The 24,728-nt window shown below is 45.0% G+C and carries 23 protein-coding genes; 10 read left to right on the plus strand and 13 right to left on the minus strand.

The features are described from left to right. Window positions 1-38 precede the first annotated feature (38 nt). The 4 genes from FGL37_RS21695 to FGL37_RS21710 all read right to left on the minus strand — a co-directional run bounded on the left by FGL37_RS21695 (window position 39) and on the right by FGL37_RS21710 (window position 7,500). Window positions 39-1,349, minus strand: coding sequence for an efflux RND transporter periplasmic adaptor subunit (locus FGL37_RS21695; RefSeq protein WP_028070285.1), 1,311 nt, complete (start codon window positions 1,347-1,349; stop codon window positions 39-41). 8 nt (window positions 1,350-1,357) lie between these two features. After that, window positions 1,358-5,689 (minus strand): CusA/CzcA family heavy metal efflux RND transporter, encoded by a 4,332-nt coding sequence (locus FGL37_RS21700; protein ID WP_028070284.1) that lies wholly within the window; start codon window positions 5,687-5,689, stop codon window positions 1,358-1,360. Window positions 5,690-5,831: 142 nt separating this feature from the next. After that, complete coding sequence (locus FGL37_RS21705; protein WP_028070283.1) at window positions 5,832-6,155, minus strand: DUF6660 family protein; 324 nt, start codon at window positions 6,153-6,155, stop codon at window positions 5,832-5,834. Between the two features lie 175 nt (window positions 6,156-6,330). Next, window positions 6,331-7,500, minus strand: a complete 1,170-nt coding sequence (locus FGL37_RS21710; RefSeq protein WP_028070282.1) for an alpha-hydroxy acid oxidase — start codon at window positions 7,498-7,500, stop codon at window positions 6,331-6,333. A 297-nt stretch (window positions 7,501-7,797) separates the two neighbouring features. On the opposite strand from FGL37_RS21710, the gene FGL37_RS21715 reads away from it, so the two are divergent. Beyond that, the gene (locus FGL37_RS21715) at window positions 7,798-8,664 is read left to right on the plus strand and encodes an AraC family transcriptional regulator (RefSeq protein WP_028070281.1); all 867 of its coding nucleotides are present in this window, start codon (window positions 7,798-7,800) and stop codon (window positions 8,662-8,664) included. Here FGL37_RS21715 and FGL37_RS21720 read toward each other — a convergent pair. Beyond that, a complete protein-coding gene (locus FGL37_RS21720; protein ID WP_028070280.1) occupies window positions 8,649-10,172 on the minus strand; it encodes an FAD-dependent oxidoreductase in 1,524 nt (507 codons plus the stop codon). The two genes, FGL37_RS21715 and FGL37_RS21720, sit on opposite strands and share 16 nt — an antisense overlap. A 216-nt stretch (window positions 10,173-10,388) precedes the next feature. Between FGL37_RS21720 and FGL37_RS21725 the strand changes: the two genes are divergently transcribed. Both FGL37_RS21725 and FGL37_RS21730 read left to right on the plus strand, forming a co-directional pair. After that, window positions 10,389-11,162 (plus strand): SDR family oxidoreductase, encoded by a 774-nt coding sequence (locus FGL37_RS21725; RefSeq protein ID WP_028070279.1) that lies wholly within the window; start codon window positions 10,389-10,391, stop codon window positions 11,160-11,162. A gap of 125 nt (window positions 11,163-11,287) precedes the next feature. Continuing rightward, window positions 11,288-11,812 carry a low affinity iron permease family protein gene (locus FGL37_RS21730; RefSeq protein WP_028070278.1) on the plus strand — a complete coding sequence of 175 codons (525 nt, stop codon included), beginning with the start codon at window positions 11,288-11,290 and terminating at the stop codon, window positions 11,810-11,812. A gap of 98 nt (window positions 11,813-11,910) precedes the next feature. Here the strand turns inward: FGL37_RS21730 and FGL37_RS21735 are convergent, their stop codons facing one another. Then, entirely contained in the window at window positions 11,911-12,141 is a 231-nt protein-coding gene (locus FGL37_RS21735) for a hypothetical protein (RefSeq protein WP_028070277.1), read from the minus strand. A 322-nt stretch (window positions 12,142-12,463) separates the two neighbouring features. Here FGL37_RS21735 and FGL37_RS21740 point away from each other — a divergent pair, with 322 nt between their 5' ends. Further along, entirely contained in the window at window positions 12,464-12,787 is a 324-nt protein-coding gene (locus tag FGL37_RS21740) for a hypothetical protein (protein WP_028070276.1), read from the plus strand. 84 nt (window positions 12,788-12,871) lie between these two features. On the opposite strand, the gene FGL37_RS21745 is transcribed toward FGL37_RS21740, so the two are convergent. Continuing rightward, complete coding sequence (locus tag FGL37_RS21745; protein WP_028070275.1) at window positions 12,872-13,528, minus strand: response regulator transcription factor; 657 nt, start codon at window positions 13,526-13,528, stop codon at window positions 12,872-12,874. A gap of 376 nt (window positions 13,529-13,904) precedes the next feature. Here FGL37_RS21745 and FGL37_RS21750 point away from each other — a divergent pair, with 376 nt between their 5' ends. Further along, window positions 13,905-14,525: a DUF4142 domain-containing protein gene (locus FGL37_RS21750; protein WP_081817890.1), complete on the plus strand. Its 621-nt coding sequence runs from the start codon at window positions 13,905-13,907 to the stop codon at window positions 14,523-14,525. Between the two features lie 77 nt (window positions 14,526-14,602). Continuing rightward, window positions 14,603-15,100 carry a hypothetical protein gene (locus FGL37_RS21755; RefSeq protein ID WP_028070273.1) on the plus strand — a complete coding sequence of 166 codons (498 nt, stop codon included), beginning with the start codon at window positions 14,603-14,605 and terminating at the stop codon, window positions 15,098-15,100. An 18-nt stretch (window positions 15,101-15,118) separates the two neighbouring features. Here the strand turns inward: FGL37_RS21755 and FGL37_RS21760 are convergent, their stop codons facing one another. Further along, window positions 15,119-17,263: a mechanosensitive ion channel family protein gene (locus FGL37_RS21760; protein WP_081817889.1), complete on the minus strand. Its 2,145-nt coding sequence runs from the start codon at window positions 17,261-17,263 to the stop codon at window positions 15,119-15,121. Window positions 17,264-17,280: 17 nt separating this feature from the next. After that, complete coding sequence (locus tag FGL37_RS21765; protein WP_138097022.1) at window positions 17,281-17,502, minus strand: hypothetical protein; 222 nt, start codon at window positions 17,500-17,502, stop codon at window positions 17,281-17,283. Window positions 17,503-17,750: 248 nt separating this feature from the next. Here FGL37_RS21765 and FGL37_RS21770 point away from each other — a divergent pair, with 248 nt between their 5' ends. Continuing rightward, on the plus strand, window positions 17,751-18,824 hold the full coding sequence (locus tag FGL37_RS21770) for a glycosyltransferase family 9 protein (RefSeq protein ID WP_028070270.1): 1,074 nt from the start codon (window positions 17,751-17,753) through the stop codon (window positions 18,822-18,824). Window positions 18,825-18,849: 25 nt separating this feature from the next. On the opposite strand, the gene FGL37_RS21775 is transcribed toward FGL37_RS21770, so the two are convergent. From FGL37_RS21775 to FGL37_RS21785, 3 genes are read right to left on the minus strand one after another with little or no spacing between them, the layout of a single operon-like run. Next, window positions 18,850-19,092 carry a hypothetical protein gene (locus tag FGL37_RS21775; protein ID WP_138097024.1) on the minus strand — a complete coding sequence of 81 codons (243 nt, stop codon included), beginning with the start codon at window positions 19,090-19,092 and terminating at the stop codon, window positions 18,850-18,852. 33 nt (window positions 19,093-19,125) lie between these two features. Continuing rightward, window positions 19,126-19,797 carry a DUF6766 family protein gene (locus FGL37_RS21780; protein ID WP_028070268.1) on the minus strand — a complete coding sequence of 224 codons (672 nt, stop codon included), beginning with the start codon at window positions 19,795-19,797 and terminating at the stop codon, window positions 19,126-19,128. A 33-nt stretch (window positions 19,798-19,830) separates the two neighbouring features. Beyond that, window positions 19,831-20,313 (minus strand): DUF421 domain-containing protein, encoded by a 483-nt coding sequence (locus FGL37_RS21785; RefSeq protein ID WP_028070267.1) that lies wholly within the window; start codon window positions 20,311-20,313, stop codon window positions 19,831-19,833. Between the two features lie 199 nt (window positions 20,314-20,512). Here FGL37_RS21785 and FGL37_RS21790 point away from each other — a divergent pair, with 199 nt between their 5' ends. Then, a complete protein-coding gene (locus tag FGL37_RS21790; RefSeq protein ID WP_232048759.1) occupies window positions 20,513-21,334 on the plus strand; it encodes a nucleotidyltransferase in 822 nt (273 codons plus the stop codon). Between the two features lie 2 nt (window positions 21,335-21,336). Further along, window positions 21,337-22,071 (plus strand): metallophosphoesterase family protein, encoded by a 735-nt coding sequence (locus tag FGL37_RS21795; RefSeq protein ID WP_028070265.1) that lies wholly within the window; start codon window positions 21,337-21,339, stop codon window positions 22,069-22,071. A 31-nt stretch (window positions 22,072-22,102) separates the two neighbouring features. Here the strand turns inward: FGL37_RS21795 and FGL37_RS21800 are convergent, their stop codons facing one another. Next, window positions 22,103-23,596 carry an MFS transporter gene (locus FGL37_RS21800; protein ID WP_028070264.1) on the minus strand — a complete coding sequence of 498 codons (1,494 nt, stop codon included), beginning with the start codon at window positions 23,594-23,596 and terminating at the stop codon, window positions 22,103-22,105. Between the two features lie 182 nt (window positions 23,597-23,778). On the opposite strand from FGL37_RS21800, the gene FGL37_RS21805 reads away from it, so the two are divergent. Further along, window positions 23,779-24,720 (plus strand): glycosyltransferase, encoded by a 942-nt coding sequence (locus FGL37_RS21805; protein ID WP_028070263.1) that lies wholly within the window; start codon window positions 23,779-23,781, stop codon window positions 24,718-24,720. Window positions 24,721-24,728: the final 8 nt, after the last annotated feature.

The following is a 24,728-nucleotide window of genomic DNA, read 5'->3' on the forward strand; positions in this document are numbered from 1 at the left end:
CAGCATATACGAAAATTCATTTTTAGCTTTTGTGACTGCTAATGTTCATGCCCTCCGGTATTGCTCATCTTGGCATTGATGAAAAAGCCCCCGTTAACTACGATCCTTGTTTGCTGCGGAATTTCCCGCATGGGAGTAATCGCCGTGTATCCGATTGCAGAAACACCCTTCTGCACTTCAATTTTTTCAAAGTTTATACTTTTTCCTTGTGCAGCTGCATGCTTTGCTGCTTCCATTTCGTTTTTATGTGCATGTTTTGATTCCCCTTCATCATGGCTATGGGCATGTTCATCATGGTCTTCATGGGCTCCGGCCGGCTTACTGGTTTCGATAAAAATATAATATTTGCCGTCCGCCTCGACGATAGCGCTATTGGGTACCGCCGGTGTTGTCACCTCGTTAATACCAATTATCCCCGTGATGTTCATCCCGTCGATCAGACCGACTTTACTGCCGATCACCGTGCTATGCACAGCAATGGTCTTACTCTCGTTCTCAAACGACGAACCTATGGTAAATACCTTGGCTGAATAGGTTTTGTCCGGATTGTTGGTCAGCTGAAAGTGGATGATCTGGCCGACTTTGATTAAAGGGAGATCCTTTTCAAAGACTTGAAGATCCAAATGCAACAAACTATTGTCCACAATCTCGATAACAGGGGACGACACATCAACATAACTACCGATCTTAGCAAACACATTGCTTACTGTCCCACTAATCGGACTGGTTACCACCAAAGAAGTCTTCAGATTTGACAAGTTGACATGGCTTGGGTTAATACCCATCAGCTGAATTTGTTGCTGCAACGAGGCCTTTCTCGCACGCAGGCTATTGAATTCAGCTGTCGCTGCCTGTAAATTTTTTCTCGCACCTGCATTCCCTGCGTTTAATTCTTCTTGACGGGCCATCTCCTGCGCCGCAAGTGTAATTTTACTTTCTAAAGCAACATACTCTTCCTGAAGCTGTACAAATTGTGGGTTGATGATCGTGGCGATCACCTGCCCTTTGCGAACAATATCACCCAGTTGAACGTTTAACGTTTTTATCACTCCGCCATATAAGGAAGTCGCATTTGCCTTGTTATTATTTGGCACACTCAGCAGGCCGTTGGCTTTAATGGTCGTTTCAAGTTGTTTTTGTTCAATATTTCCAAAGGTGATGCCCACAGATTCTATCTGCTGTTCGTTGAGAGCTGTAACCGTCTCCGTCCCTTCTTCATGGCCTTCACCTCCACCTGCTTCAGTCGCGTTGTCCTGTGTATGACCCTCGCCCCCCGGACGCGATGGCCCGCAGCTAAACAAAAGACTGCTGACCATAATTGCAAAAAATATACTGATTATACCTTTCATTGTACCTTTTATTTATTGTTGATGTAATTGTACTGAATTGCTGATTGATTATATTGATTGAGCACGTCTAAGTAATTTTGTCTAATCCCGATGGCCTGACTCAGAAACTGGCTCATCTCCCCAAAACTTATTTCACCAGTTCTATAACCTAGACTCGCGGCCTTTATAATAGCATCGGCCTGTTTGAGACCCGAAGTTTCATAAAATTTCAGCACAGCAGCATTCTTCTCGATTTCTGCCCAAGCGTTTATCTTATTTGTCTCAAACAGCTGCCTGTCGTATTCAAGTTGTCTTTGCTGCGCCTCCATTTCTGCCGTGGCAGCCTTTATCTTGTTGCGGTTGGCTCCTTGACCAAATACCGGAAAGGATGCGGCAACCGAGAACCCCGTAAATGGATCTTTTGCCCCCCAAAGTCGCTGCGAAAAAAAACGTCCGGAAAACTCGGGTTTATTTGTATTTTTTTGAACCGCGATGTTAGCCGAAGCGATAGCTACGTTTTGCTGTTGCCGGGCTACAACGGGATGTGTCATACCCTCTAGGCTATTCTGTTCATCCTTTTCCACGTTGATTTTTTCCAGAGATCGATTTACAGGAAGCAACCATTCATTTCGGTTGAGCAACATCATCAATTGCTGTTGCTGAACGACCATATCCTTCTTATTTTGAATAATTTGTGCTTGCAATTCTCTCAAGCGCACCTCGGCAGCCATTTTATCCAATGCTGCAACATCGCCAGTTCTGAAGCGGAGCTCCGTCGCTTTGAACATGGCGGAATAAATGCTATCCAGTTCCACATACAGCTTTTGCCTGTCCTGCAAATACCAGAGTTGGAAATACGCATTACGTACCTCTTTCTTGATATTGGCGTCAAGCACAGCAGTATTGAGCTTCGCGTATTCTAGCTGCTGCCTGAAATAGGCTTTCCGCGCCGCATACAGACCGGGCCAGGCAATGCTCTGCGTAACCCCTATTTTCATAATTCCAGCTTTGTCGCTGGGACGATAATCCTCATTTTCTACAAAAATGCCTGTCTTTGGAATTTCGTTTGCCGTTTTGACAGTATAACCTGCACCTTCGATCTCTGCTTGGTTGACCTGATATTGTCGGTTACTTTTGAGCGCGATCTCGATCGCGTTTTGAAGGTCGATCCGTTCCTGGGAAATTGCATTAAAACTGTTAGCACACAACATAAAAATCAACACGATTCCCATGCTGCTGCCTATATTTCTTTTTTTCATATGTCTTGCGGAATTAAAAATTAGATACAACAAGGGCAGCACAAAGAGTGTCAGAAAAGTCGCTGACACAAGCCCTCCAATCACTACTGTAGCTAATGGCTTCTGCACTTCGGCACCTGCTCCCGTGCTCACCGCCATGGGCAAAAAACCCAGTGAAGCCACGGTGGCTGTCATCAGCACCGGCCGCAGCCTCGTCCGCGTGCCTTCTTTGATCCGCTGAAGAATATCATCCATCCCCTCCTTCTTCAATTGATTGAAAGTGCCGATCAACACAATACCGTTCAGAACGGCTACGCCGAACAGGGCGATAAAACCGATTCCGGCACTGATACTGAATGGCATCCCTCGAAGCAGCAGTGCAAAAACACCTCCGATGGCACTCATTGGAATTGCAGTAAATATCAGCATCGCTTGCTTAAAAGAATGAAAAGTGAAATATAAGAGCATAAAGATCAGCAACAGTGACACCGGGACAGCAATCATCAACCGGGCGCTGGCTTTCTGGAGGTTCTCAAACTGACCGCCATATGTAATGTAGTATCCTGCCGGCAGCCTCACTTGAGTGGACAGCCGTTGCTGAATATCTTTGACGACACTTTCCACGTCCCTCCCGGCTACGTTAAACCCGATAACGATCCTTCTTTTTCCTGCTTCTCTGCTGATCTGTGCGGGCCCAAGCTTATAGTCTATTAACGCTACCTGTGACAGCGGGATCTGGATACCTGTATCCGTTGGAATCATCAGACTACGCACATCGTCGATACTGCTCCTATGCGTCGAATCAAGACGTACCACGAGATCATAGCGACGTTCATTTTCATAGATCTGCCCCGCACTTTTACCCGCAAACGCGGTACTGACCACGTCGTTGACATCCTGTATAGTCAAACCGTAGTTGGCGATACGCGTACGGTCATAGACAATATTGATCTGTGGCAGACCAGATACACGTTCGACCTGCGGCGATGTTGCTCCGCGCACGACTTGGATCTGTGCCGCGACCTCATCAGCATAAGAAGCCAACGAGTCGATGTTCTCTCCAAAAATTTTGACCGCCACATCCTGCCGGATTCCAGTCATGAGCTCGTTAAAACGCATCTGTATTGGCTGGTTCTTTTCAAAAAAGACACCCGGTATAACTCCCAGCTTTTCAAGGATGTCGCCCCCCAGCTCATCATAGCTACGGCCTGACTTCCATTCTTTCTGAGGTTTGAGCACTACCATTAGATCAGTTGCCTCCGGTGGCATAGGGTCTGTGGGAACCTCCGCTGCGCCTGTTTTTCCCACCACCATTTTTACTTCATCAAAGCTTTTAATAATTCGGGAAGCCTGCATGGAAGTTTCGATACTTTGCGACAATGAACTTCCCTGAGGTAATATGCAGTGGAAGGCGTAATCTCCTTCCTGAAGCTGCGGGATAAATTCGCCCCCCATATTCTTGAAAAAAAATAGGCATATCGCAAACAGACCAACCGTCAGACCAACGATTATATACTTGAACCGAATAGCTTGCTGGAGCAAGGGTTCGTAGACCCGCTGGAGGCTCCCGACCAGTTTGTCGCTCAACGTTTTCTTATCATGGTGTCGTTTCGGCAGAAATAATGCACACATCATTGGAATATAGGTAAGCGAGAGTATCAGTGCCCCCAAAATCGCGAAGCTGACCGTCTGCGCCATCGGACGGAACATTTTTCCTTCTACACCCACGAGCGTCAGTATGGGTATATAAACGATCAGAATAATTATCTCGCCGAAAGCGGCACTGGTACGGATCTTGGACGCCGACTCAAGCACCTCATGGTCCATTTGGGCCTGTGTCAGTTTTTCGGTCGACTTCCGTAACCCCAGGTGATGAAGGGTGGCCTCCACGACGATCACTGCTCCGTCTACAATAAGCCCAAAATCAATGGCGCCCAAACTCATTAAATTGGCGCTCACACCAAAAACGTTCATTAGTCCTAGTGCAAACAGCAATGACAGGGGAATCGCGGATGCTACAATGAGGCCTGCGCGAAGATTTCCCAAAAACAGCACCAGAACGAATATCACAATCAAGGCACCTTCGATTAGATTTTTCTCGACTGTACCAATAGCACGGTTAACGAGATCCGTTCGGTCGAGATATGGTTCGATGACGATATCCTCGGGCAGCGATTTTTGAATTGTTGGCAATTTTTCTTTTACTCGTTTAACCACCTCATTGCTATTCTCACCTTTCAGCATCATGACGACTCCACCAACCGCATCAACCTCGCCATTATAGGTCAATGCGCCATAACGTACGGCATGTCCGAATCGGACTTCAGCGACATCTTTAATATATACGGGAACTGCACCCGACTTTTTAACCGCGATATTCCGAACATCTTCCAATGAGGTTGCTAGACCGATACCGCGGATAAAATAGGCATTTGGCTTCTTGTCAATATATGCGCCGCCCGTATTCTGATTGTTCTTTTCTAATGCTGTAAAGATCTCAGGGATTGTGATATTCATAGCTTTAAGGCGGTTAGGATCAACGGCTACTTCATATTGCTTCAGTTCACCTCCAAAACTATTCACCTCCGCTATACCCGGCGTGCCGTACAACTGCCTAGCCACGATCCAATCCTGCATCGTCCGGAGATCTTTGGCATCGTACTTATGCTCGCTCCCTTTTTTGGGATGGATGATATACTGATAGACCTCACCTAGTCCCGTGCTCACCGGGGCTAGTTCAGGCTTTCCGATTCCGGGCGGGATTTCATCAACTGCTTCTTTTAACCTCACATCAATAAGTTGCCTGGCAAAATAAACATCCACCTCTTCCTGGAAGACCACGGTGATAACCGAGAGTCCAAAACGGGAGATACTCCTGATCTCTTCTATCTTCGGAACGGTGGCGATGCGTTGTTCAATAGGAAACGTAACAAGCTGTTCGACTTCCTGACCGGCAAGAGTGGGGCAAGAAGTAAAAATCTGTACTTGATTGTTTGTGATGTCAGGCACAGCATCTATAGGTAATTTGCTGGCACTCCATGCACCCCATATAATAAGTAATAAGGTCATCATACCAATGACGATCTTATTGCGGATACTAAATTTAATTATACTATCTAACACGATTTATCTGATTAATGCTTAATTATGAGACCGTAAAAATCTCATTTCTTGTAATAAGTAGACTGCGAAACGGCACAAACAAAAAGCGAATCGGAAGAAAACTTTCCGACAGGCTTCGCCATTTGCAATAGTCAAGAATAAATTAAGTATTAATTTTAGGCGGCTGCCAAATCGTTCCGAAGTAGTTGGAAACAACAGTGCTATTGAAGACAGGCATGCGGTTGTCAAAATAGATGGTGACCGGGATGCCGTCAATTCGGGGAAGCTGATATTCGAAAACCGTTATATTTCCACTACAGCAATTGCAGTAACAAAAAATGGAACAGGCGTCATTATCCTCTTCATGGGTATGTGAATGGCTTACCTGCATTTCCAGACTTTCCTCGATACCTGGGCTCGTATCGCTACACGGAACAAAAGAAAGTCCCAGAATATAGGTGATCAGTATGAAAACTATTAGCCTCATCGTAAAGACAAATGTATAAAAATATTTTAAAAATTCGTCCTTCGATCGCTTTTCTTCATTTATTCATGCCGGAAATCTGTCACTAAGTTATAGGCTTGTTTGCAAGATAATTACTATGGCGCTCCCAAAAAAGGCGCTTGTCGAAATAGACAAACGCCTTTATATCCAAAGACATCTACGCTAACACTTTCTGAAGACGCTGCGGGAATTCATCTATTCTGGAAATGCTCAGTTGCTTCATTACCTGAAAAAGGTGCGCCTTAAACATATTGATCGTATGATCTCCGCCTGCATTGCCCAAAGCACCAACGCCATACATAAATGGCCTTCCCATAAAATTAAATTCAGACCCCACAGCATGCGCCCGGGCTAAATCCACTCCCGAACGGATCCCTCCATCCAGCATGATCTTTAACTTGCTCCTGTACTCCGGATTAGCAGCTAAATGGATCAGTGAGTTGATGGACGACTCGCTGGCATCCAGCTGCCGGCCGCCGTGATTGGATACAATTACTCCGTCCACTCCCAAGGCTATTGCAGCTTGCATATCTTCATCTGTAGCGATACCTTTCAATACTAGGGGGCCTTTCCAAAGATCTCGTATGGCTCGAATCTTTTCCACATCCACTTTACCTGTAAAAGTCCGGTTCATAAATTGTCCCAATTGCGCAAGATCTAGTCCTTTATCCATATAAGGCTTCAATGTTGCAAAAGAAGGAATACCATTGCGGAGTGTTTCGATGCCCCAGGTGGGGCACGCAAAAGCTTGTAGAATATTCGTAATATTCATCTTCGGTGGCATCGAAAGTCCGCTTTTGATTTCCTTATAACGGAGCCCAAAAGCAGGGACATCTACCAGCACCACAAGCACAGGACATTCCACCTCCTTCAAACGACGCAAAATATCGTCGCGCAGCGTGTTCTCGGTCGGATGGTACAGCTGAAACCAGGCCTTTCCCTCTGACACCTCCGCAATCCTTTCGATACTGCTTGTCGATACCGTGCTCAAAATATACGGTATATCATTTCTGGCAGCTGCTTTCGCCAAAATCTCTGGTGCATTAGGCCACATCAGTCCCTGCAGTCCAATCGGCGAGACGCCAAATGGTGCACTGTAACGACGGCCGAAAAGCTCGACAGACAGATCAATATCACCACTAGCCCGCAAATACTGAGGCTTTAGCAATATCTGGTCAAAATCGTTTTCATTGCGTGCAAGGTTAAGTTCTTCATTGGCCCCTCCGATCAAATAGTCAAATGCAAACTTGGGAATCCTCTTCTTTGCCCGTTTTCTTAAATCTTCTACGGAAGGGAATCGTGTATCATACGTAAACTTCTGGCTCATGATAATTGTGTTATTTAATTTGGCAGTCGTTTCTCTGCTCGCTTAATATAGTTAAACTTTAAATGTTGTTATTCAGCTGGCTAATTTAACCTTTTCGGCGGAAGGCCGCATCCTGCACTCACCTACCTACCGGTTACCCATCTCCCACGGCAGCTAATTTACTGTTCAGTTCATTGGATTGCTACGCCTACATTGCTCAATTTACACACTATATTAACAGATTTTTATCCTTTCTTTTATTTTGGCGCCAAAATAAGCTATATTTAAACACGACTTAAGTGTAACATTACTGCTTGTATGAAACCCATTTTCGCGAAGATACTAGATGGCGGAGAAATAGCAACCTTTGCTACAAAAGAGGTGTGCAGGCCTTTCTTTTCCACGGAATTCCATTTCCATAGTGCCTGTCAGATGACGTATATTGTGCAAAGTGAAGGGACACGAATTATTGGCGACAGTATAGACCGTTTTGCAAGCGGTGAACTGACTTTTGTAGGTCCCGATCTGCCGCATGTATGGCATAACGGACAAAACCAGCACGCGATCGTTGCCGGTTCGCACTCCTTGACCCTTTATATCGAACCGGCTCCCATCATTGAAGCCTTCGGCAAGTTTTTCAAGACACACAAAATTGAATCCTTTTTGGCTTCATCAAAAAGAGGCATTCTCTTCCATGGCAAGACCAAAGAACTCCTGAAGGAAAAACTCGAGCAGATTGCTAAGTTGGATTACGGGTTCGAAAAAACCATTTTACTTTTAGAGATGATTGAAATAATGGTCCATTCGGGGGAATTCGAATATATTTGCAGCCCCGGTTATACGCACCGATACAATCCTGTGGACAATGAAAAGATAGACCGGATATTTAAATATGTATTTAATAACTTTAGCAGAGAAATCACCTTGGACCAAGTTGCGAAGATGTCCAGTATGTCAAAGCATTCGTTTTGCCGGTATTTCAGAACACGCACACAAAAGACCTTCGTGCAATTTGTGAATGAAGTCCGTATAAGCGAAGCGTGTCGTCTGATCGCTGAAGACGGATTACAGATCACCAATATCGCATATACCTGTGGATTCAACAGTTTGTCCAACTTCAACAAAATTTTCAAATCTATCAAAGGCATTACGCCCAGCAAATATAGAACTCACTTAAGCGAATAAATCGTTGCCGATGATAAATCACTCACGGCAGGTCCATTCAGCAATTTACCGTCAATATCAAAGCGAGAACCGTGGCAAGGGCAATCCCATGATTTTTCTGCGGGGTTCCAGTTTACCATACAGCCCATATGGGGGCAAGTGGGCGACAATAGATGTAACATTCCCGTTTGGTCCCGGTATACGGCTATTTGCTCATTATGATAGGACACCACTTTACCTTCATTGAGCTGTATATCTTTGAAATGGTCTAATTCCTCTGCCGACAGCTTATCTTTGATAAAGTGGCCGGAAGCATTGATGCCTTCTGAAATTACGCTTTTTGCACTGGCTATGGGCTTGATCCGTCCTGGCGATAGCACTTTACTCAAAGCGGTTTCTTTGCCAGCGATAAGGTCAGGAATGATCAGTGCTGCCATGGAGCCAAAGGTCATTCCATTGCCACCGTAGCCCGTCGATATGTAGATATTGCTCTCGTGCGGCATCCGTCCAATATAAGGCAGTCCGTCGGCAGAGACGTAATATTGTGACGACCATTTTGCTACGAATTCCCCATCGGGGAAATGTGTACTCACATATTGCTGCAGTTCGTCGAAGTGTTTTTCGGTGTCCTGGTCATCACCTGTCTTGTGGTCGAATCCGCCGGCAATAAGGTAGTAATCCTCTCCTGATCGGTGGTAGCGACAATAATGATATGGATCATAAAGGTCAGCAGCCTGACCAAGCTGCTGGGGCTGATTTCGGAGTTTTAACGCGAGTGCGTAGCTTCGGTAGGGCGCCAGCAAAATACTAAAGCGATTTTTCCCAGGAGGAATATGGGTGGCCCAAATTAGATCTTTTGCAGTAAATGTACGTCCATCTTCCGCTTTTAATGTGATCAGCCCGTTGCTGTTATTAAAGTCTTTGACACGCTGCTGAACCAACAGCGCTCCCCCAGCCTTGATATATGCATGCAACATACCATTAAGATACTTTAATGGATGAAACTGTGCCTGTCCCTCAATGCGAATTGCTTTTTCAAACGGTAGATTGAATGGAATATTACTTGTTTCAACAGTTTTTACGCCCAAGTTTCGATGTGCTTTCAGTATTTTGTCCAATTGCTCGTTTTGCTGTTTCTCGGCACTAAATAAAAAAAAATCGCATTCGGCAAAATCACAGTCTATAGCGTAGGTTCGGACATTGTCGTGGATATACGTTAACGTATTCTGCGCGCTATCGGCAAGTAACTGCGCTCCCTGCTGTCCAAAATTGTTGATAATTTCGTCATAGGAAGCATCGAAAAAGTTATTAATGTGGGCAGTGGTCCCTCCTGTCGTACCAAAACCCGGAGTTTCTTTCTCGATCAGAAGACAGTGAATACCTTTATTTTGCAGTTCTAACGCCAGCGTCACACCTGTAATGCCTGCGCCGACGATAATAGTATCGTATGCCGATTCTTTTGCATGATAACGAAAATCATATTCTGGAGCTTTCTGCCAGAAGCTACTGTTAAAGCCGTCACGTTTCATAGACTAATCAATTTTAAAAGGCCGGGAAAATGGAACCCCAGCCTTTCGTGGTATAATTCATTATGGTTTGCGGAAATTGAACCCATACTGCGATACTATAGTTTGCCGAATAAATACGTAAAAAAAACAAGAAATACGCCTTCGCTTGCCGGTCAAAACCTTCCTATTTCAAATCATGTTCCTATAAAAAATAAGAATAGACTTAGAACGATAATCATGAAAAGCGACGCGAAAGACTACCTCGATGCAATCACTCCTACGTGGGTGAAGGGTAAAAAAATATTGGTCACAGGTGGCACAACTGGAATTGGGCGAGCAACAGCACTTCTGCTCGCTGCGCTCGGCAATGATATATTCGTCTGCGGACATCACGAGCAACAGCTGGAAGACACATTGCGCGACTATGAAAAGTTTGAGATGGCGGGATCGCTGCGCGGGATTGTGGTAGATCTCGCCACTCAAGAAGGGATTGAAAAGCTTTTTAAGGAATTTGACGATCAATATGACCAGCTGGATATATTGATTAACAATGCGGCAATTGCTTTTCAGTCTGTAAAAGACGGTAGCTATACGGACCAGGATTATTTGCTTCGGACAAATATTCTCGGGTATCTCGCCTGTGCCCGTTCAGCATTAATTCGGATGGAACCTCGCGGTGCTGGGCATATCGTAAACGTAGGTTCGATGAGTGCGGACGTTCGGGAGGCGCAAAGTTCCGTATACGTCTGCTCCAAAGGTGCTATTCAGGCATTTACCGAATCTCTTCGTAAAGAAGTCAATCCGAAGGGAATCCAGGTGTCGCTAATTGAACCCGGCGCGGTCGGTACTGATATGCAACCTTATCCACCGGAAGAGCAACAACAAAAGATTGACGATATGGACATGCTGTACGCCGAAGATATCGCGCGCGCAATAGCTTTTATCGTGTCGCAGCCTATACGGACAGGAGTTGTAGCCATGCAGGTAAAACCACTGTTGCAGATTATATAACCAGTTTTATTACTGCACATCAACGCGCTGTTGTCAATGACTATTGGATATTTAATAGGAATTTTGAACCTATAACTTGTGTTATAGACGTCCCATCACTGTCTACAGGCTAAACAATGTAAATAATGAAAAAGAACAAAAATAAGAAAAACTTGTTCGAGCGATTTTCAAATTGGGCAACTCATGCCACTGGTAGTTCCGCCGCCTTTATTTTGGCGACCTCTACCGTGATTATCTGGGCAATAAGTGGTCCCGTATTCAATTATTCCGAAACTTGGCAGCTCGTCATCAACACAGGGACAACTATTGTCACCTTTTTAATGGTTTTTCTAATACAGAAATCGCAGAATAAGGACTCCAAAGCAATCCATTTAAAACTTAATGAGCTGATTGCTTCGCACCAGGGGACCAGTAATCGTATGGTTAACCTCGAAGATCTAAGCGAAGACGAACTGGACCAACTTGCAAAATTCTATTCGCATATCGCGGAATTAGCATTAAAGGAAAACGACCTAACCTGCACGCACTCCATCGATGCAGCACGTGAAAATCACGATTCCAAAAGGAAAAGAAGACAAGGCGCTAGTCAAGATATGGATGTAGTATCAAAAGCAGATAAGTCCGGTACATCGACCAGAAAAAATGGCTGAGGTGCCTGTATTAGATGAGTAGTTTAGAAAGGGACCATCCGTAACGTAGGACGGTCCCTTCATTTTCCATTTTACTTACCAAAGTGGTGACTTAAATTTTAATCGTGCCCTTCAGTTTTCACAATTTTATTGTAAATTCCTAACAATAAAAATGGCGCTGCCCATTGGCCGACGAATAATGCAGTCTTGTCATTAGCCATGCATTTGAGCGCTGCTGACACGCCCATGGCAACCAATGCTGCGCCCAAAAATAACGTGGACGGTACCTTCGAAGTCTGCTGTTCTATTTTTTTGGTAATTTCACCTTCATTTCCTGTAGTTAATGCCATAATATCGATGTTTAAAGTTTAAAAATATTGTTTATTCTATGATCTATTTAATTCTGGAAGCGCAGCGGTCTCCGATCATTGCGCTTCTTGCGTTAAGCTCTGTGAGTTGAACAATAAGTTTACTGTTTTGGTTTACTGAATTCACTATAATGATTCAGATCACGCATATTTCGCTTTCGCAAAGTAAAAACACGTTCTAAAGGCAAGTATACCTCTTCGCTGCAGCTTTTTTTTCGTATAAATCAAATTGGAATGCGTACTTATTCGCTTAACCATATGTTGGTTACTTTCGTTCAATAGGTAGAACCAAATGTCAAGAACCATGAATAAAACAGAGATCGAACAACAAAAGCACCAAGGAGTGCCTGTTATTGCAGCAGCTATTGTATCTCAGCCTGGACCGGAAGACTTTCCCGGCGAAATACCCAACCAGCCTGAAGAGGAACTGCCAGAAAACGACCCCAACAAACAGCCCGAAATACCTGATGAGGATGACTTGGGATTTGATGAGGAGGTAGGAATTGAAGGTGAGAATGCATTTCCTGAAATCGACCAAGAAGAATGGGATCAGAGCGCTAATGATGCTGAGGGACTACCTTCTGAACCGATGTCCCCACCGTCAGACTTAGACGAAACTACTATTTAAGGGATTGACGACATGTAATGGGTTATGACGGATCTCGTCATAACCCGTTCCGGCTTGCCAGCATTCAATTGTCCAGTTATTTTTCTAAACCAATAGCTTGTTCTGGAAGCCAAAACGAACTAAACCGGCTGTGTTCTTTGATTTGGTTTTTTCAATGAGCTGCTGCCGGTGTCCTTCTACCGTGCGCTTGCTTAAAAAGATCTGATCTGCAATCTCTGCATTTGTATATCCTTGGGCGATCAGCTCTAAAACCAGCATGTCGCGTTCTGAAATGTCGTATCTGGCCATCACTTGCGCTCTGTCAGCTTCTGTAGGTGTAAACTGCACGGAATTACTGATCAGATTGATGCTTAAAGCCGAACTGATGTAACGGATGCCGCGTTGTACTTGCTGGATACCAAATAAAATTTCTTCGGCATGCGAACTTTTAAGCAAATAGCCGTCAGCACCGCTACTTAGGGCTTCCTGTACGGTAAAGAACTTATCATCCATTGACAACACAATTAACTTTACTTCAGCATATTGCTGCTTCACTTGCTGAATAAACTGGATGCTGCTCATACCGTCCATATGAATATCGGTCAAGATCACATCCGGATGTACACCTTGAGCCAAATAGGCTAAAGCAGCTTGCCCATTTTCTGCTTCTGCAATCACAGTTATATCTTTTTGAGCTTCTAAAATCAATCGGAAACCGGACCGTACCAGCCTATGGTCATCTACCAAAACTAATTGCGTCATAGTTTGCTATACTTTTATATAATAAGTGGATTTTTCAACAAAAACTGCCTTCGGTTAAAAATAGTTTTGGAAAAAGCAACTTCGTTATTCATGAGTTTCAATGACAATTCATCGGCCGCATTAAGAATTTCTACGCATCGAAAACGTATCCATGGCGAATACTGCTTGAAATACGCAAAATTCCGCTTCCTCAAACACAACTTTCTTGATGCTTGTTCCTATTGCGAATAGACAAACAAAACAGAAGCATATGTTTACATCCATTGTAATTGGCATCGTATTTATCCTGGTGGCGACCTATATCATAATCCATTATAGGCGCAAAGGGAATGACACGCGAACTAAAAGAAATCGTTAATAATTAATAATTAGTATCATGAAAACCATTTTAAAAACTCTCGGCTTATGCATGGCCATTTTCGCCTGGGCCATGGTTGCCAAGGCGCAGGACACTGCAGCGACCACCGGCGCACAACAAGGTGATCTGGATTTTGCAAGCAAGGCTACCGCCAGCAACAATTTTGAATTACAGGCAGCCAATATTGCACTGAGCAAATCCCAGAATCAGAATATAAAGCAGTATGCACAGATGATCGTTGATGATCATACCGCCGCCAGCAATGAATTATCCACGTTGGTAAAAAACAAAAACTGGCAGTTGAATACAGCTGACGATCAGAATTATAAAGATATGATCGATAAGCTGAATAATGCTGACGCCGCAACTTTTGACAGTGTATATACTGACATGATGGTAAAAAGCCATCAGGATGCCATTAATCTTTTTAAAGATGCCAACACAGGCACGGCTACTACCGATGCCGACTTACGAAAATTTGCCGGCGATAAGGTGCCTAGGTTCGAAAAACATCTAGATCAGATAAAAACTATAAAACCGACATCCAGCACAATGCCCAACGGGGGTACGTCTAACAGCAGTATCCCAGGCATACCGACGCCAGGAAAAACCAAGATTCCAAAGCCCACATTGAAATAATATCATAATTACTCCACCTTTCCAATTCGGGGACAAAGCCAATAGCTTTGTCCTCCAACTTATTAAATATATTTGGTATGGAACAGACATTTGACTATATTCATGAGCTCCTCAACAGACAAATGGCGCTCCGCGCAAAAATTGAAGCCAGCCCTATTGCTGGTGAGCTAGAATTGTCGTATAACAACGATTACTATCAGGAAGAAGCCAGAAGTATGGGGCTCGCCATGATCCGCGATGGTTTTGGCGATGAGGGCGAACAGTTAATACTTGATTTCACCAACGAACACTATCCCGACCGCGTAGAGGACGAGCGCATCTGGATTAAAAAGATGATGCGTTACCTGAATGCCATTACGGATACATTGATCGATAACTTTCACGCCGAAGGTTACAAATGGTTACAGGGAAATGTAGACATGCCTAACGAAAATGCTATCTTCTACCCAATTCACGAACTGAATGCTGCCAGCCTCCAGTCTTTTGAGCTCGGTCTCAATACCGTGGTGGACCTCAGGCAAGCAAATGAAGTCGAACAGCTACAAGGCTGGGCTTACTACCGATCAGAAGAGTGATCAATGCCGTAAAGATCTTTAAGCAGAGCTTACTTTGGAATCATCCACCGCAGCTTCTGCTTTGATCTGTTCCAAAAACTTGCTCCTGAAATTTTCTATTTGCTCTACATTGTGAATGCCGACCTGCACGAACAGTACGTAAGCATCGCCGGCGATATCTTTTGTAAGTATTTTAATCGGTACGGTACGATCTATTTCCGGAAATGTATGAATACAGCTTTCGAGCCAACTTTTCCATTTTTCAATGTGCCGCGCGGTCGTGAATGTTAGCTGCAAATTTAAACGGATATCGGACTCTTCAAACGTCCAGTTCACGAGCCTGCCTGAAAGCAGGTCCCCATTTGGAATGATGACCTGAGCGCCTTGATCAGTAAGCAAGGTACTGGATCGGATGCCCACTTGTTTGACTTGTCCTTTTTTATCTGCCAACTCGATATAGTCCCCGACTTTAAACGGGCGTTCAAACACCAGGATAACGCCCGAAACAAAATTATTAATGATATTCTGCAGTCCCAGCCCGATTCCGACACTGAGTGCCCCTACAATGACGGTCAGCTTATCTATGCCAAGGCCCAAAATTCGGATTCCGATCAAAAAACCTATGATAAAAACAAGTACCCGTACCAACGGCAAAAGAGCTATTCGACGTTGGTTGTTTTGCGCCCCAGGCTGATCCAGCAACTCTTTAAGATTTTTTTGGATCCAGTTTGCCATGGCCACAACAGCAACGGCTAGCAAAACATCGCCATAGGTATAGGTAATGCTCCCGATATGATGGCTGGTGTTTAGCAGATGCTCCACTACGCGACGTACTTCGCTGGTCAGATGCAGGGAATTTGTCCACACAATAATGACTAGGATAATGGTAAAAAGGTGCGTTATCCGACGAACTGTGGCAATAAGCCGAAATTTGTCCAATCTGCGTACAAATCGGTCTGCCTCGGCATTTTCGTAAGAATTGAGCACATCATGCGCCAGCATATCCCGGAAGCCACGCAAAGACAACGCTTGCAGCAGTCCGATTCCACCAGCAATAGCACATGTCCGTGCAAGATTCATAAAGCCCGCAATATGAAATATCACAGATAGCGATATGATTACCAACAATGCCCATCGGGATAAACGATTCAGATGATCAAGCGGATTCTGATTTGCGGTCTTCCGCCCCAACGCCCATATCAGGCCGATCCCAAAAATATTAACAATGACGGATAAACTTCTCGTGAACAGATCCGTCCCAAGCAACAAGTTGACTATCAGAAGTGCGATATAATACAAGAAGACCAGGCGCATCACCCTGATCTTAAACGTCGGCAGCTCGGAGCGCGTCAAAAGATACAAGAAACTAAAGATCAAGAGGTAGCTCAGTTCCAGTACAAGTACTGGAATCCGGAAAGAGGTCAACGGCAGTGCAATCAGGAAAAAGACACCCAATTTTAGGATCGGAATCCACCAGGGCTGATTGCGATGAAGCGGTAGCCGCTCGCTCCGTCCAACATCCTGCCGGCGCATCCGATAAAGCCAATAAAGGTATGCCAGGCTAACCAAAAGTAGTAAAAAGCGGCCGTCCCAAGCTTGATCAACATAAGGCATGGAGAGGCCATCCTGCTCAAGATTTTTATGCATAAGCGCGAGCCACCGCCCCCAGAACGGATCACTACGCTCAGATTGAAGCAGCTGCTGTTGCTGCCGCACTCTCATAGCTAGTTCAGCTAAATCCATCTGCAATGCTTCTGCTTCCTGATCCAATACCGTAGCGCTGTCTTGGACAGCCCGCCAGACTGTGGCTGTCGAATCTTGGGGTATGGTCTGGTTACGAAATAACTTGATCTTATGTTGCAGTCTATTAAGATTCGGCAGCATACGGTCGATGTACTCCCCCGCTTGCCTCGGTGTTGATTGATCCTGCTGCTGCCTTTGCCACGCTACATTGCGCTTGACGCTATCTAGCCCCGCGTAGTACTTATCTAGCTGCTGTCGCCATTGCTGTAGATATCCGCGTGCCGTGGCGAGCGGATTCTCGGGAAGCGAATCTTTGAGAGTAGTCGTATCCGCCGAAAGCCGACTGCTGTCTTGTGCACGCACTGACGCAAAAAAGAGGCTAAGGTACAATATGCATCCTAGCCTCGTAAACAGTAATACTGAAATCCATATGTTGCGCATACTTCTTTTCTCCGTATCTATTCAGGTCGTGCAGGCGATGGCTGCCGCTGCAAACTGTCAGTCCTATCGTTCCCTAATGAGTCGTTAGTGGACATACCCGTGGTATCCACGTCAGGTGTCATGGATGAATCATACGTAGCATTGGAGTCAGCTCCTTTATTGCTGTTGTTGCCGCAGCCCCACAATCCGAGGAGTGCTAACAGAGTGAAAAAAACTTTTTTCATAAGTCTATCGTTCATTTTTAAATTTATTCGAAAGTTGAACAGTAATACAGCTCGAAAAGTTGTATCAAGAGGCATTTTAAGTAGTTAACAGATCAAAGTCGTACAACTACGTGGAGTAGTATCGGTCCTTATAAGGCCGTCGAATGCATCATGATGTAAACACTGGCCCACACGTACTACTACGACATAATGCGTATTAACTTGGATTATAGCCTTTGGCAGAACCCTAGCCATACTTACAAAGTTCTTTTCAGAAACTCTTTATGCAAAATAGTATTCAAAAGATCGCTGTCCTGCGGGCCACTAATGGACTGGGTGACCTATTGGTCTGTCTTCCGGCAGTTAAGGCTCTTAAAGAAATTTATCCGGCCGCAGAAATCATCCTGTTCGGACTACCCTGGCATCAGCAGTTCATTACTCCGGGACGCTGTGCATTTGACCGCGTCATTCCGGTACCGCAATGTTACCGTGTATCTTCACTCTCCGATCCTGAGGAGCCAAATACGGAATTCTGGTCGTTGCTCGATAACGAAAGCTTTGATATCGTTTTCAATTTTCAGGGTTGCCACCCACGTTCAGCAGCATTTATCCAACATTTAGGAGCTCGCCTTACAGTAGGCCATACCCCTCCTACGCCCTATCGATATGACCTTCAGGTTCCATATACATATTACCAGAACGAGGTACTACGCTATTGTGAACTGGTGAGTCTGGTTACCAAACGTCCATGTCCACTCGATCCTGTGATCTGTTTAAAAGACCAAGAGTCTGTACAAGCTAATATATTACTGGAGGAGGCAGATATAAAAGGGCGATTCATCGTGTTTCATCCAGGCGCTACTGATCCACGCAGACGCTGGCCGGCCGAAAAATTTATACGATTAGGCGATCGGCTTTCCGAGCACAACTATAAAATTGTGCTCGCCGGCGACGTGTATGAAAAGCATATTATTGACCACATTCGGGAGCAGATGTCCTGTTCAGCAGTGGCTCTCTATAGGGGAATCTCCTTAGGGGTGCTGGCGGCTTTGCAGTCTAAAAGTTCATTAGTCATTTCAAATGACACCGGCCCTTTGCACCTAGCCCGAGCGGTAGGCGCCAGTACGATAGGTTTACTCTGGGCGCCAAATGTGATTAACTGGGGGCCTCTCAGCGGCCACCGGCATCGTATATTGATAGATTGGGAGCTACGTTGTCCAAAATGTGGCATCATGCCGAATAATCCGTATCCTTTTGAACCCAAAACAGCGCAGTGCGAACACCTCTATTCGTTTGTTGATCATATCCCTGTAAGTGAAGTACTGGACGAAGCACTCAAACTTCTGCGGCTTGCATAAGCGCAATTATAAGGTTCGTTCGTAATCAATCCTTCTTTTTATCGCGGTCTAGATTGTCCAAAGGAACGCCAGAACGATCATTTTCCTGTTCCGTCGTTGTATCCTTACCTCGGCTGCGCTGCAAATTGTCTAGGGGTAGGCCATTTTTTTTACCAACGGTATCCGCCGGACCGTTCGAATTCGCTTCCATTTTCTGCTCCCCGCTGCCGCAACCAACCAAGGTAGAGCAACTAAATATCAGGGTAACAAGTATTGTTGCTGTCTTCATATACATATATTAATTGGTATCACTTGCTGATTTTTAATCCTTACCGGTCTGACTATGTGGAGCATCCACCGGTTTCGATTCCGGTGACCCCTTTTGACGTAGGAATATGGTGAAAAAGACAATGGCTAGCACAGATAGAAACTCACTTTGCCAGTTCTGAAAAGTTTCGAACCAGAATTCCGGCATGATGAGGTAAGCCAGAGCACCGTCCGTCGGCAATCCGTCAAGGAGCTGTTCTGCATTATGGTGCCGCCAGCTGCCATAGAAATGTACCGCCCAGCTCACAAGAAAAAGTACGGCAAAACAGATAAATAGAGATGAACTATAAAGACGCAACATCCAGCCACCCCTGCGCACAGGATATGGAGCATCTGCATTTGGCTGAGGGTCCCGGTCCACCGCCTCGGGTTCGTCGAATTTTTTCGATTCAGCAGACGCCCATTGGCGGAGACCTACTGTCAGCAATACGTACATGGCCATTTGCAAGAATTCACTTTCAAAGTTCTCAAAGGTGGCCGATATACAATGTCCTGTCTTCAGGTAGCTAAATAAAGGCATAGCCGGGTAATGAGCCTGCTGCAACTCTTCATTATACACTTTCCAGCCAGTGAGTAGCTGCATGCACAAAGTACATATAAAAAGACCCAAAAACACAGGGCTCAAGCCATTGCGATAAAAGTAAGAATATGCTTTTTTTTCTTTCATATTCATAGTGTTAACGATAAGATTGCAGTGTGGTCACTTCTTTTTCAATGTAAAACTAATCCGGCCATTGGGTTCCATAAGGGCTACTTCAACTTCATCTAGCTGTGTACTAAGCGTTTCCAGCCGTAGACTAGTCAGCAGATCCGTCCTACTCACGCCAAGTCGTTGCATCTGATCCCATTGTATCCTACCTTCTTTATATAATACCGCAGGCTTCCCTTTGATTAAATCGCCTAAAAGGGGAAAACGCGTAGCCAGCTGTGCCAGCAGTTTATTCGTAATAATCATCACAAAACCTGCTGCCACTGTCGGCACGAAAGGTGAGGCTCCTACGATACCCCTGGCCAATACGGATCCCAGCATGATAATGATAACAAAATCGACACCCGATTTTCGGCCCAGTATTCTCATACCTCCTAAGCGTACTAAAAACAGGGCTACAATAAACATGATCAGCGCCCGCAATGCCATCTGAACAACTGTCAGTTCTTCACCCGAGCCAAACAATGTTTCCATGGATACTATTGCGTTTATTCACGTATTAAACAATATACTATGCCACCTGCTATCGGTCAGATGATTAGACCGTTAAAGTTCATCAGAGTTACCTTAATCGCTTCTGAAATCAAAACGGCTATACTGCGGCATGTTCAGGAAAAGAACAATAGCTATGCACCGCGGTTGTTCAAATGTAAAAAATAAGTAATTATACTGCATGCTCACGTTCAAATACGCTTTCAGGCAGTATGCCAAACCACAGGTATCGGCAGGCTGTTTTACAGAAAAAGAAAACATGATACACCTCGATAATCTACCTGAAGATTGTTTATCGTTCTTTCGGGATACTCTTCAACTGCTTCATGCAAGCGGAAGCCAATTTATGGTCGGCGGAGCTCTAGCTATGTTTCACTACACCGGAATCACAAGGCCCACCAAAGATCTGGACATCTTCTGCAAAAGCAGCGAGTACCCCAACATTTTAAAACATTTTGCAGCCCACGGTTATGAAACCGAGCTTACCGACGTAAGGTGGCTGGCGAAAATATATCAAGAGCCTTACTTTATCGATATCATTTTTGACAGCGTTAATCACAACTGCACGGTCGAACAGGATTGGTACGACCGCGGTCCTGAAGCAGTGCTGTTCGATACCAAAGTGCGCTATATTCCTGCTGAAGAACTTGTCTGGTGTAAGCTTTATGTTCAAAACAGAGAACGCCACGACAGTGCAGACATCAACCATATCTGGCTACGGTATGGACGAAAATTTAACTGGGATCAGCTGCTCATGCGTATGGACCAGCATTGGCATCTGCTCTTAGCTCAGCTGATCATTTTTCAGTTTACGTATCCCCATGACTACAAAGAGATTATCCCAAGAGCGCTATTTGACGAACTTATCAAAAGAGCACAACAGCAATATGACCTCCCAGCTTGCTTGGAGAAAGTCTGTATGGGTCCATTGATTGATCAAACCCAATATCAGATCGACATCAAGGAATGGGACTATAAATCATACACTATAAAAACAGTTTAACTATGCCAACAAAAACAACAATCGCCGCCATGGGCGATATTCATATCAACGTCAATCAGGCTGGGAAATGGAAACCCATATTTGAGGAGATTTCGCAAAAAGCAAAAGTACTGCTACTTTGTGGAGATTTAACTGATACTGGTGATGAGGAGGAGGCTCAGCTTCTGGTAAGTGAACTGCAAGCGATCAAACTACCCATCGTCGCGGTACTGGGTAATCATGACTATGAAAAGGGCCGACAGAAGCAGATCCGTCAGATTCTGGTAGATCATAAGATCACCGTTTTGGACGGCGAGGCCATTGTCATCGAAGACATAGGCTTCGCAGGGGTCAAGGGTTTTGGCGGAGGGTTTGAACGCTATATGCTTTCGATGTTTGGAGAGGATGCCATGAAGAGCTTTGTCCAGGAAGCCGTCAATGAGTCATTGCTGCTTGATCGTGCACTGGCACGCCTCGAACAGGAGCATGCGTCAATCAAAAAGGTCGCCCTGCTTCATTATGCCCCTATTTCTGAGACCGTCGAGGGCGAACCTAAGGAAATCTACCCGTTTTTGGGTTCTTCACACTTAGTGGAACCGTTACAACGCCGCAAGGTAACGGCCGCATTCCACGGCCATGCTCACGCAGGGAAATTTAATGCGCTGTCGCCTGCCGGTATACCTATTTACAATGTGGCGGTTCCAGTGCTTAAGAGCCATCATAAAAACGATACCTGCTACGCGTTGATTGATATTTAATCACAAAAACCACGTCGAGCGACTGACGTCGCTAGTCGCTCGACGTGGTTTTTCGCTTTAATATCTGTTTTAGCTGAGCATGTAAGGTGATAATATTGCCGACAAGCAGGGTTTCTTTGAGGCCTGCACGGAAGCGCTTTTTCATAATTCTCTTCACCAGTTGGTGGCTTACCTCTCCATTTTCCTGCACTTTAGCTAGCAGTCGAAGCGAGATAAATGCTAATACGGAAGCCAGCAGAAATAGAAAGTTCCACTCATGCAGGTAAATCAGTTTGGCCATCGACTGTAGACCGGGGCTTTTCCAGGAGATACTGATCTGGAGCTCGCGGGTGGAGAAGTAATCCACTAGTAAGCCGCCGAAGATCGGACCAAGAGCTGTAAAAAATGAAGCGACCATATTTTTGACAGTGATATAAATAATCGCATCTGTTTTCGGGGCAAGCTTAAGGCCGATATTGGTGAGTGCTAGATTAATCCCTCCGGTAGATACGCCCGTCATGATGTGAAGGAGCACTAACAGCACCAGATTGGGCAGAGCACGCGAATATATACCGACAAATATCCAGAGTAAAATACAGCTAATATAAATTGGAGCTGTTAGGTAAATAATACTTTTATTACTGTATCTATCCGACAAATTCCCCCACAATCGCAGTCCGGCCACACTAGCGATCTGACTGACCACCGTCAGCAAAATGACCACCTTCATGGACAGCCCAAGTGTCTTCAGCATAAACACGGTGAAAAACGGAATCGCAAGATTGATCGCCAGTAACCAAGCGGCGTTGAACAGCAACAGGTTTTTAAAATTCGGATTTTTAAGCGGTTCAAGCAGTAATGGCCCAAGATTGCCGCCTGACATGTGCTGTTTCGGTTCACAGGCCTGCACGAGAAAAAAAGCACCTGCCGCCCCTATCAAGCCTGCGGAAAAAAAATATACACCATAGAGATCCGAAAGTGTCTCCGGAGCCCGGTTACCATAATAATCGACCAATGCTGCCACAATCAGGCTGACCGCGATATTCGTCACTTGCATCACCCTAGTTCGCTTTGAAAAGTAGCTTCCCAGACGTTGTTCGGGTACAAGATCCTTGATCCACGAGTTCCAGCCTGCACCGCCGACCGCACTCAGAAAATAATGAATAAACATAAAGCCGAGCAGTATATTGAAAGAAAGATTGGCATTGCTCCACATAACAAAGCCGATCAACAAAAGTGGCAACTTCGCAATAAATACGGAAAGCACCGTAATCACCTTACGGTTAGGATAACGTTGGATTAATACGATGGTCAGCAACTGTGCTAGATTGCACAATGTTGGAAAAGAAGCGAGCAATCCAATCTGAAAATTGCTCGCCCCGAGCAATAAGGCTGCTCCCATCAAGATTGCCCCGCTGCTCAGGCAGACAACGATCTCTGAACATAGCCCATCAATGATAACCATCCGGAGGCTTCTCTCTATTTCTTGTGGCTCAAGATGATGCTTCGGTCTGATATCCATAGCGTTTTCTGATGTAACGTCCATTAATTGGGTTTGGTTGTTATTGGACGCAATTATAGGTTTTAATACGTCTTCAAGGGTATTTCTTTCCTTCAATTGAGTATTAGTCCATTCAACCAAGTTACATTTATAACCGTTCATCAGGCAAAGGTCTGACACGGTCGTCAAAAGCCGTATCACCACAGGTTGAACAAAAAAGCACAACTATGACACACAAACCGCGCATATTAACATGGCATATACATGGTTCTTACTTGTATTATTTATCTCAGGGAGATTACGTTATTTACATTCCGTATACGCCTGAACGCGGTCCCCGGTTTGTGGGCAGGGGCAATACATTTCCTTTCGGCGAAAACGTTATCGAGGTTCCAGCCAATGAGGTGCGCAACCTCGAGCTTGATCTCATTCTTTTTCAATGCGACGAAAACTATCTGGAAGATCAATATGCTATCCTTTCAGCTTCACAGCAGCAACTGCCGAGAATATATATTGAACATGACCCTCCTTGGAAACACCCGTGCGACGAGGTTCACCCGGTAACCAATCCGGCCGTAACATTGGTACATGTAACCCATTTCAATAATTTAATGTGGAAGTCTTTAGTCCCTGACGTCCGTATTATTTCCCACGGCGTAGATGTCCATGGAGCAGTGTACAATGGGCGGCTTGAGAAAGGGATCGTTGTTATTAACAACTTGCCAGCGCGGGGACGCATGCTCGGAAGTGACATTTTTGAACATGTAAGCAAACAAGTTCCACTAGACCTGATAGGCATGGGCAACGAGCCGATAGGTCTCCAAGAAGTGCTGCATCCTCGCCTGCCTGATTTTATCAAGGACTATCGTTTCTTTTTTAATCCAATCCGGTATACCAGTCTTGGCCTTTCTATTTGTGAGGCCATGATGGTCGGTTTACCAATCGTTGGGCTTGCGACGACCGAACTTTCGACAGTAATCGAGAATGGGAAAACAGGTTATCTCGGACTGGATATCGATGAGCTTGTCGAGAAAATGAAAATGCTTATTGACAGTCCGATGCACGCGCAAAAGCTCGGCGCTCAAGCCCAACAAAAGGCACAGGAGTTGTTCGATATCAGGCGCTTTGTAAAACAATGGGAATATTTAATACACGAAAAAATTAACTAACACTCTTA

This window comes from Sphingobacterium thalpophilum (assembly GCF_901482695.1).
GTDB classification, from domain to species: domain Bacteria; phylum Bacteroidota; class Bacteroidia; order Sphingobacteriales; family Sphingobacteriaceae; genus Sphingobacterium; species Sphingobacterium thalpophilum.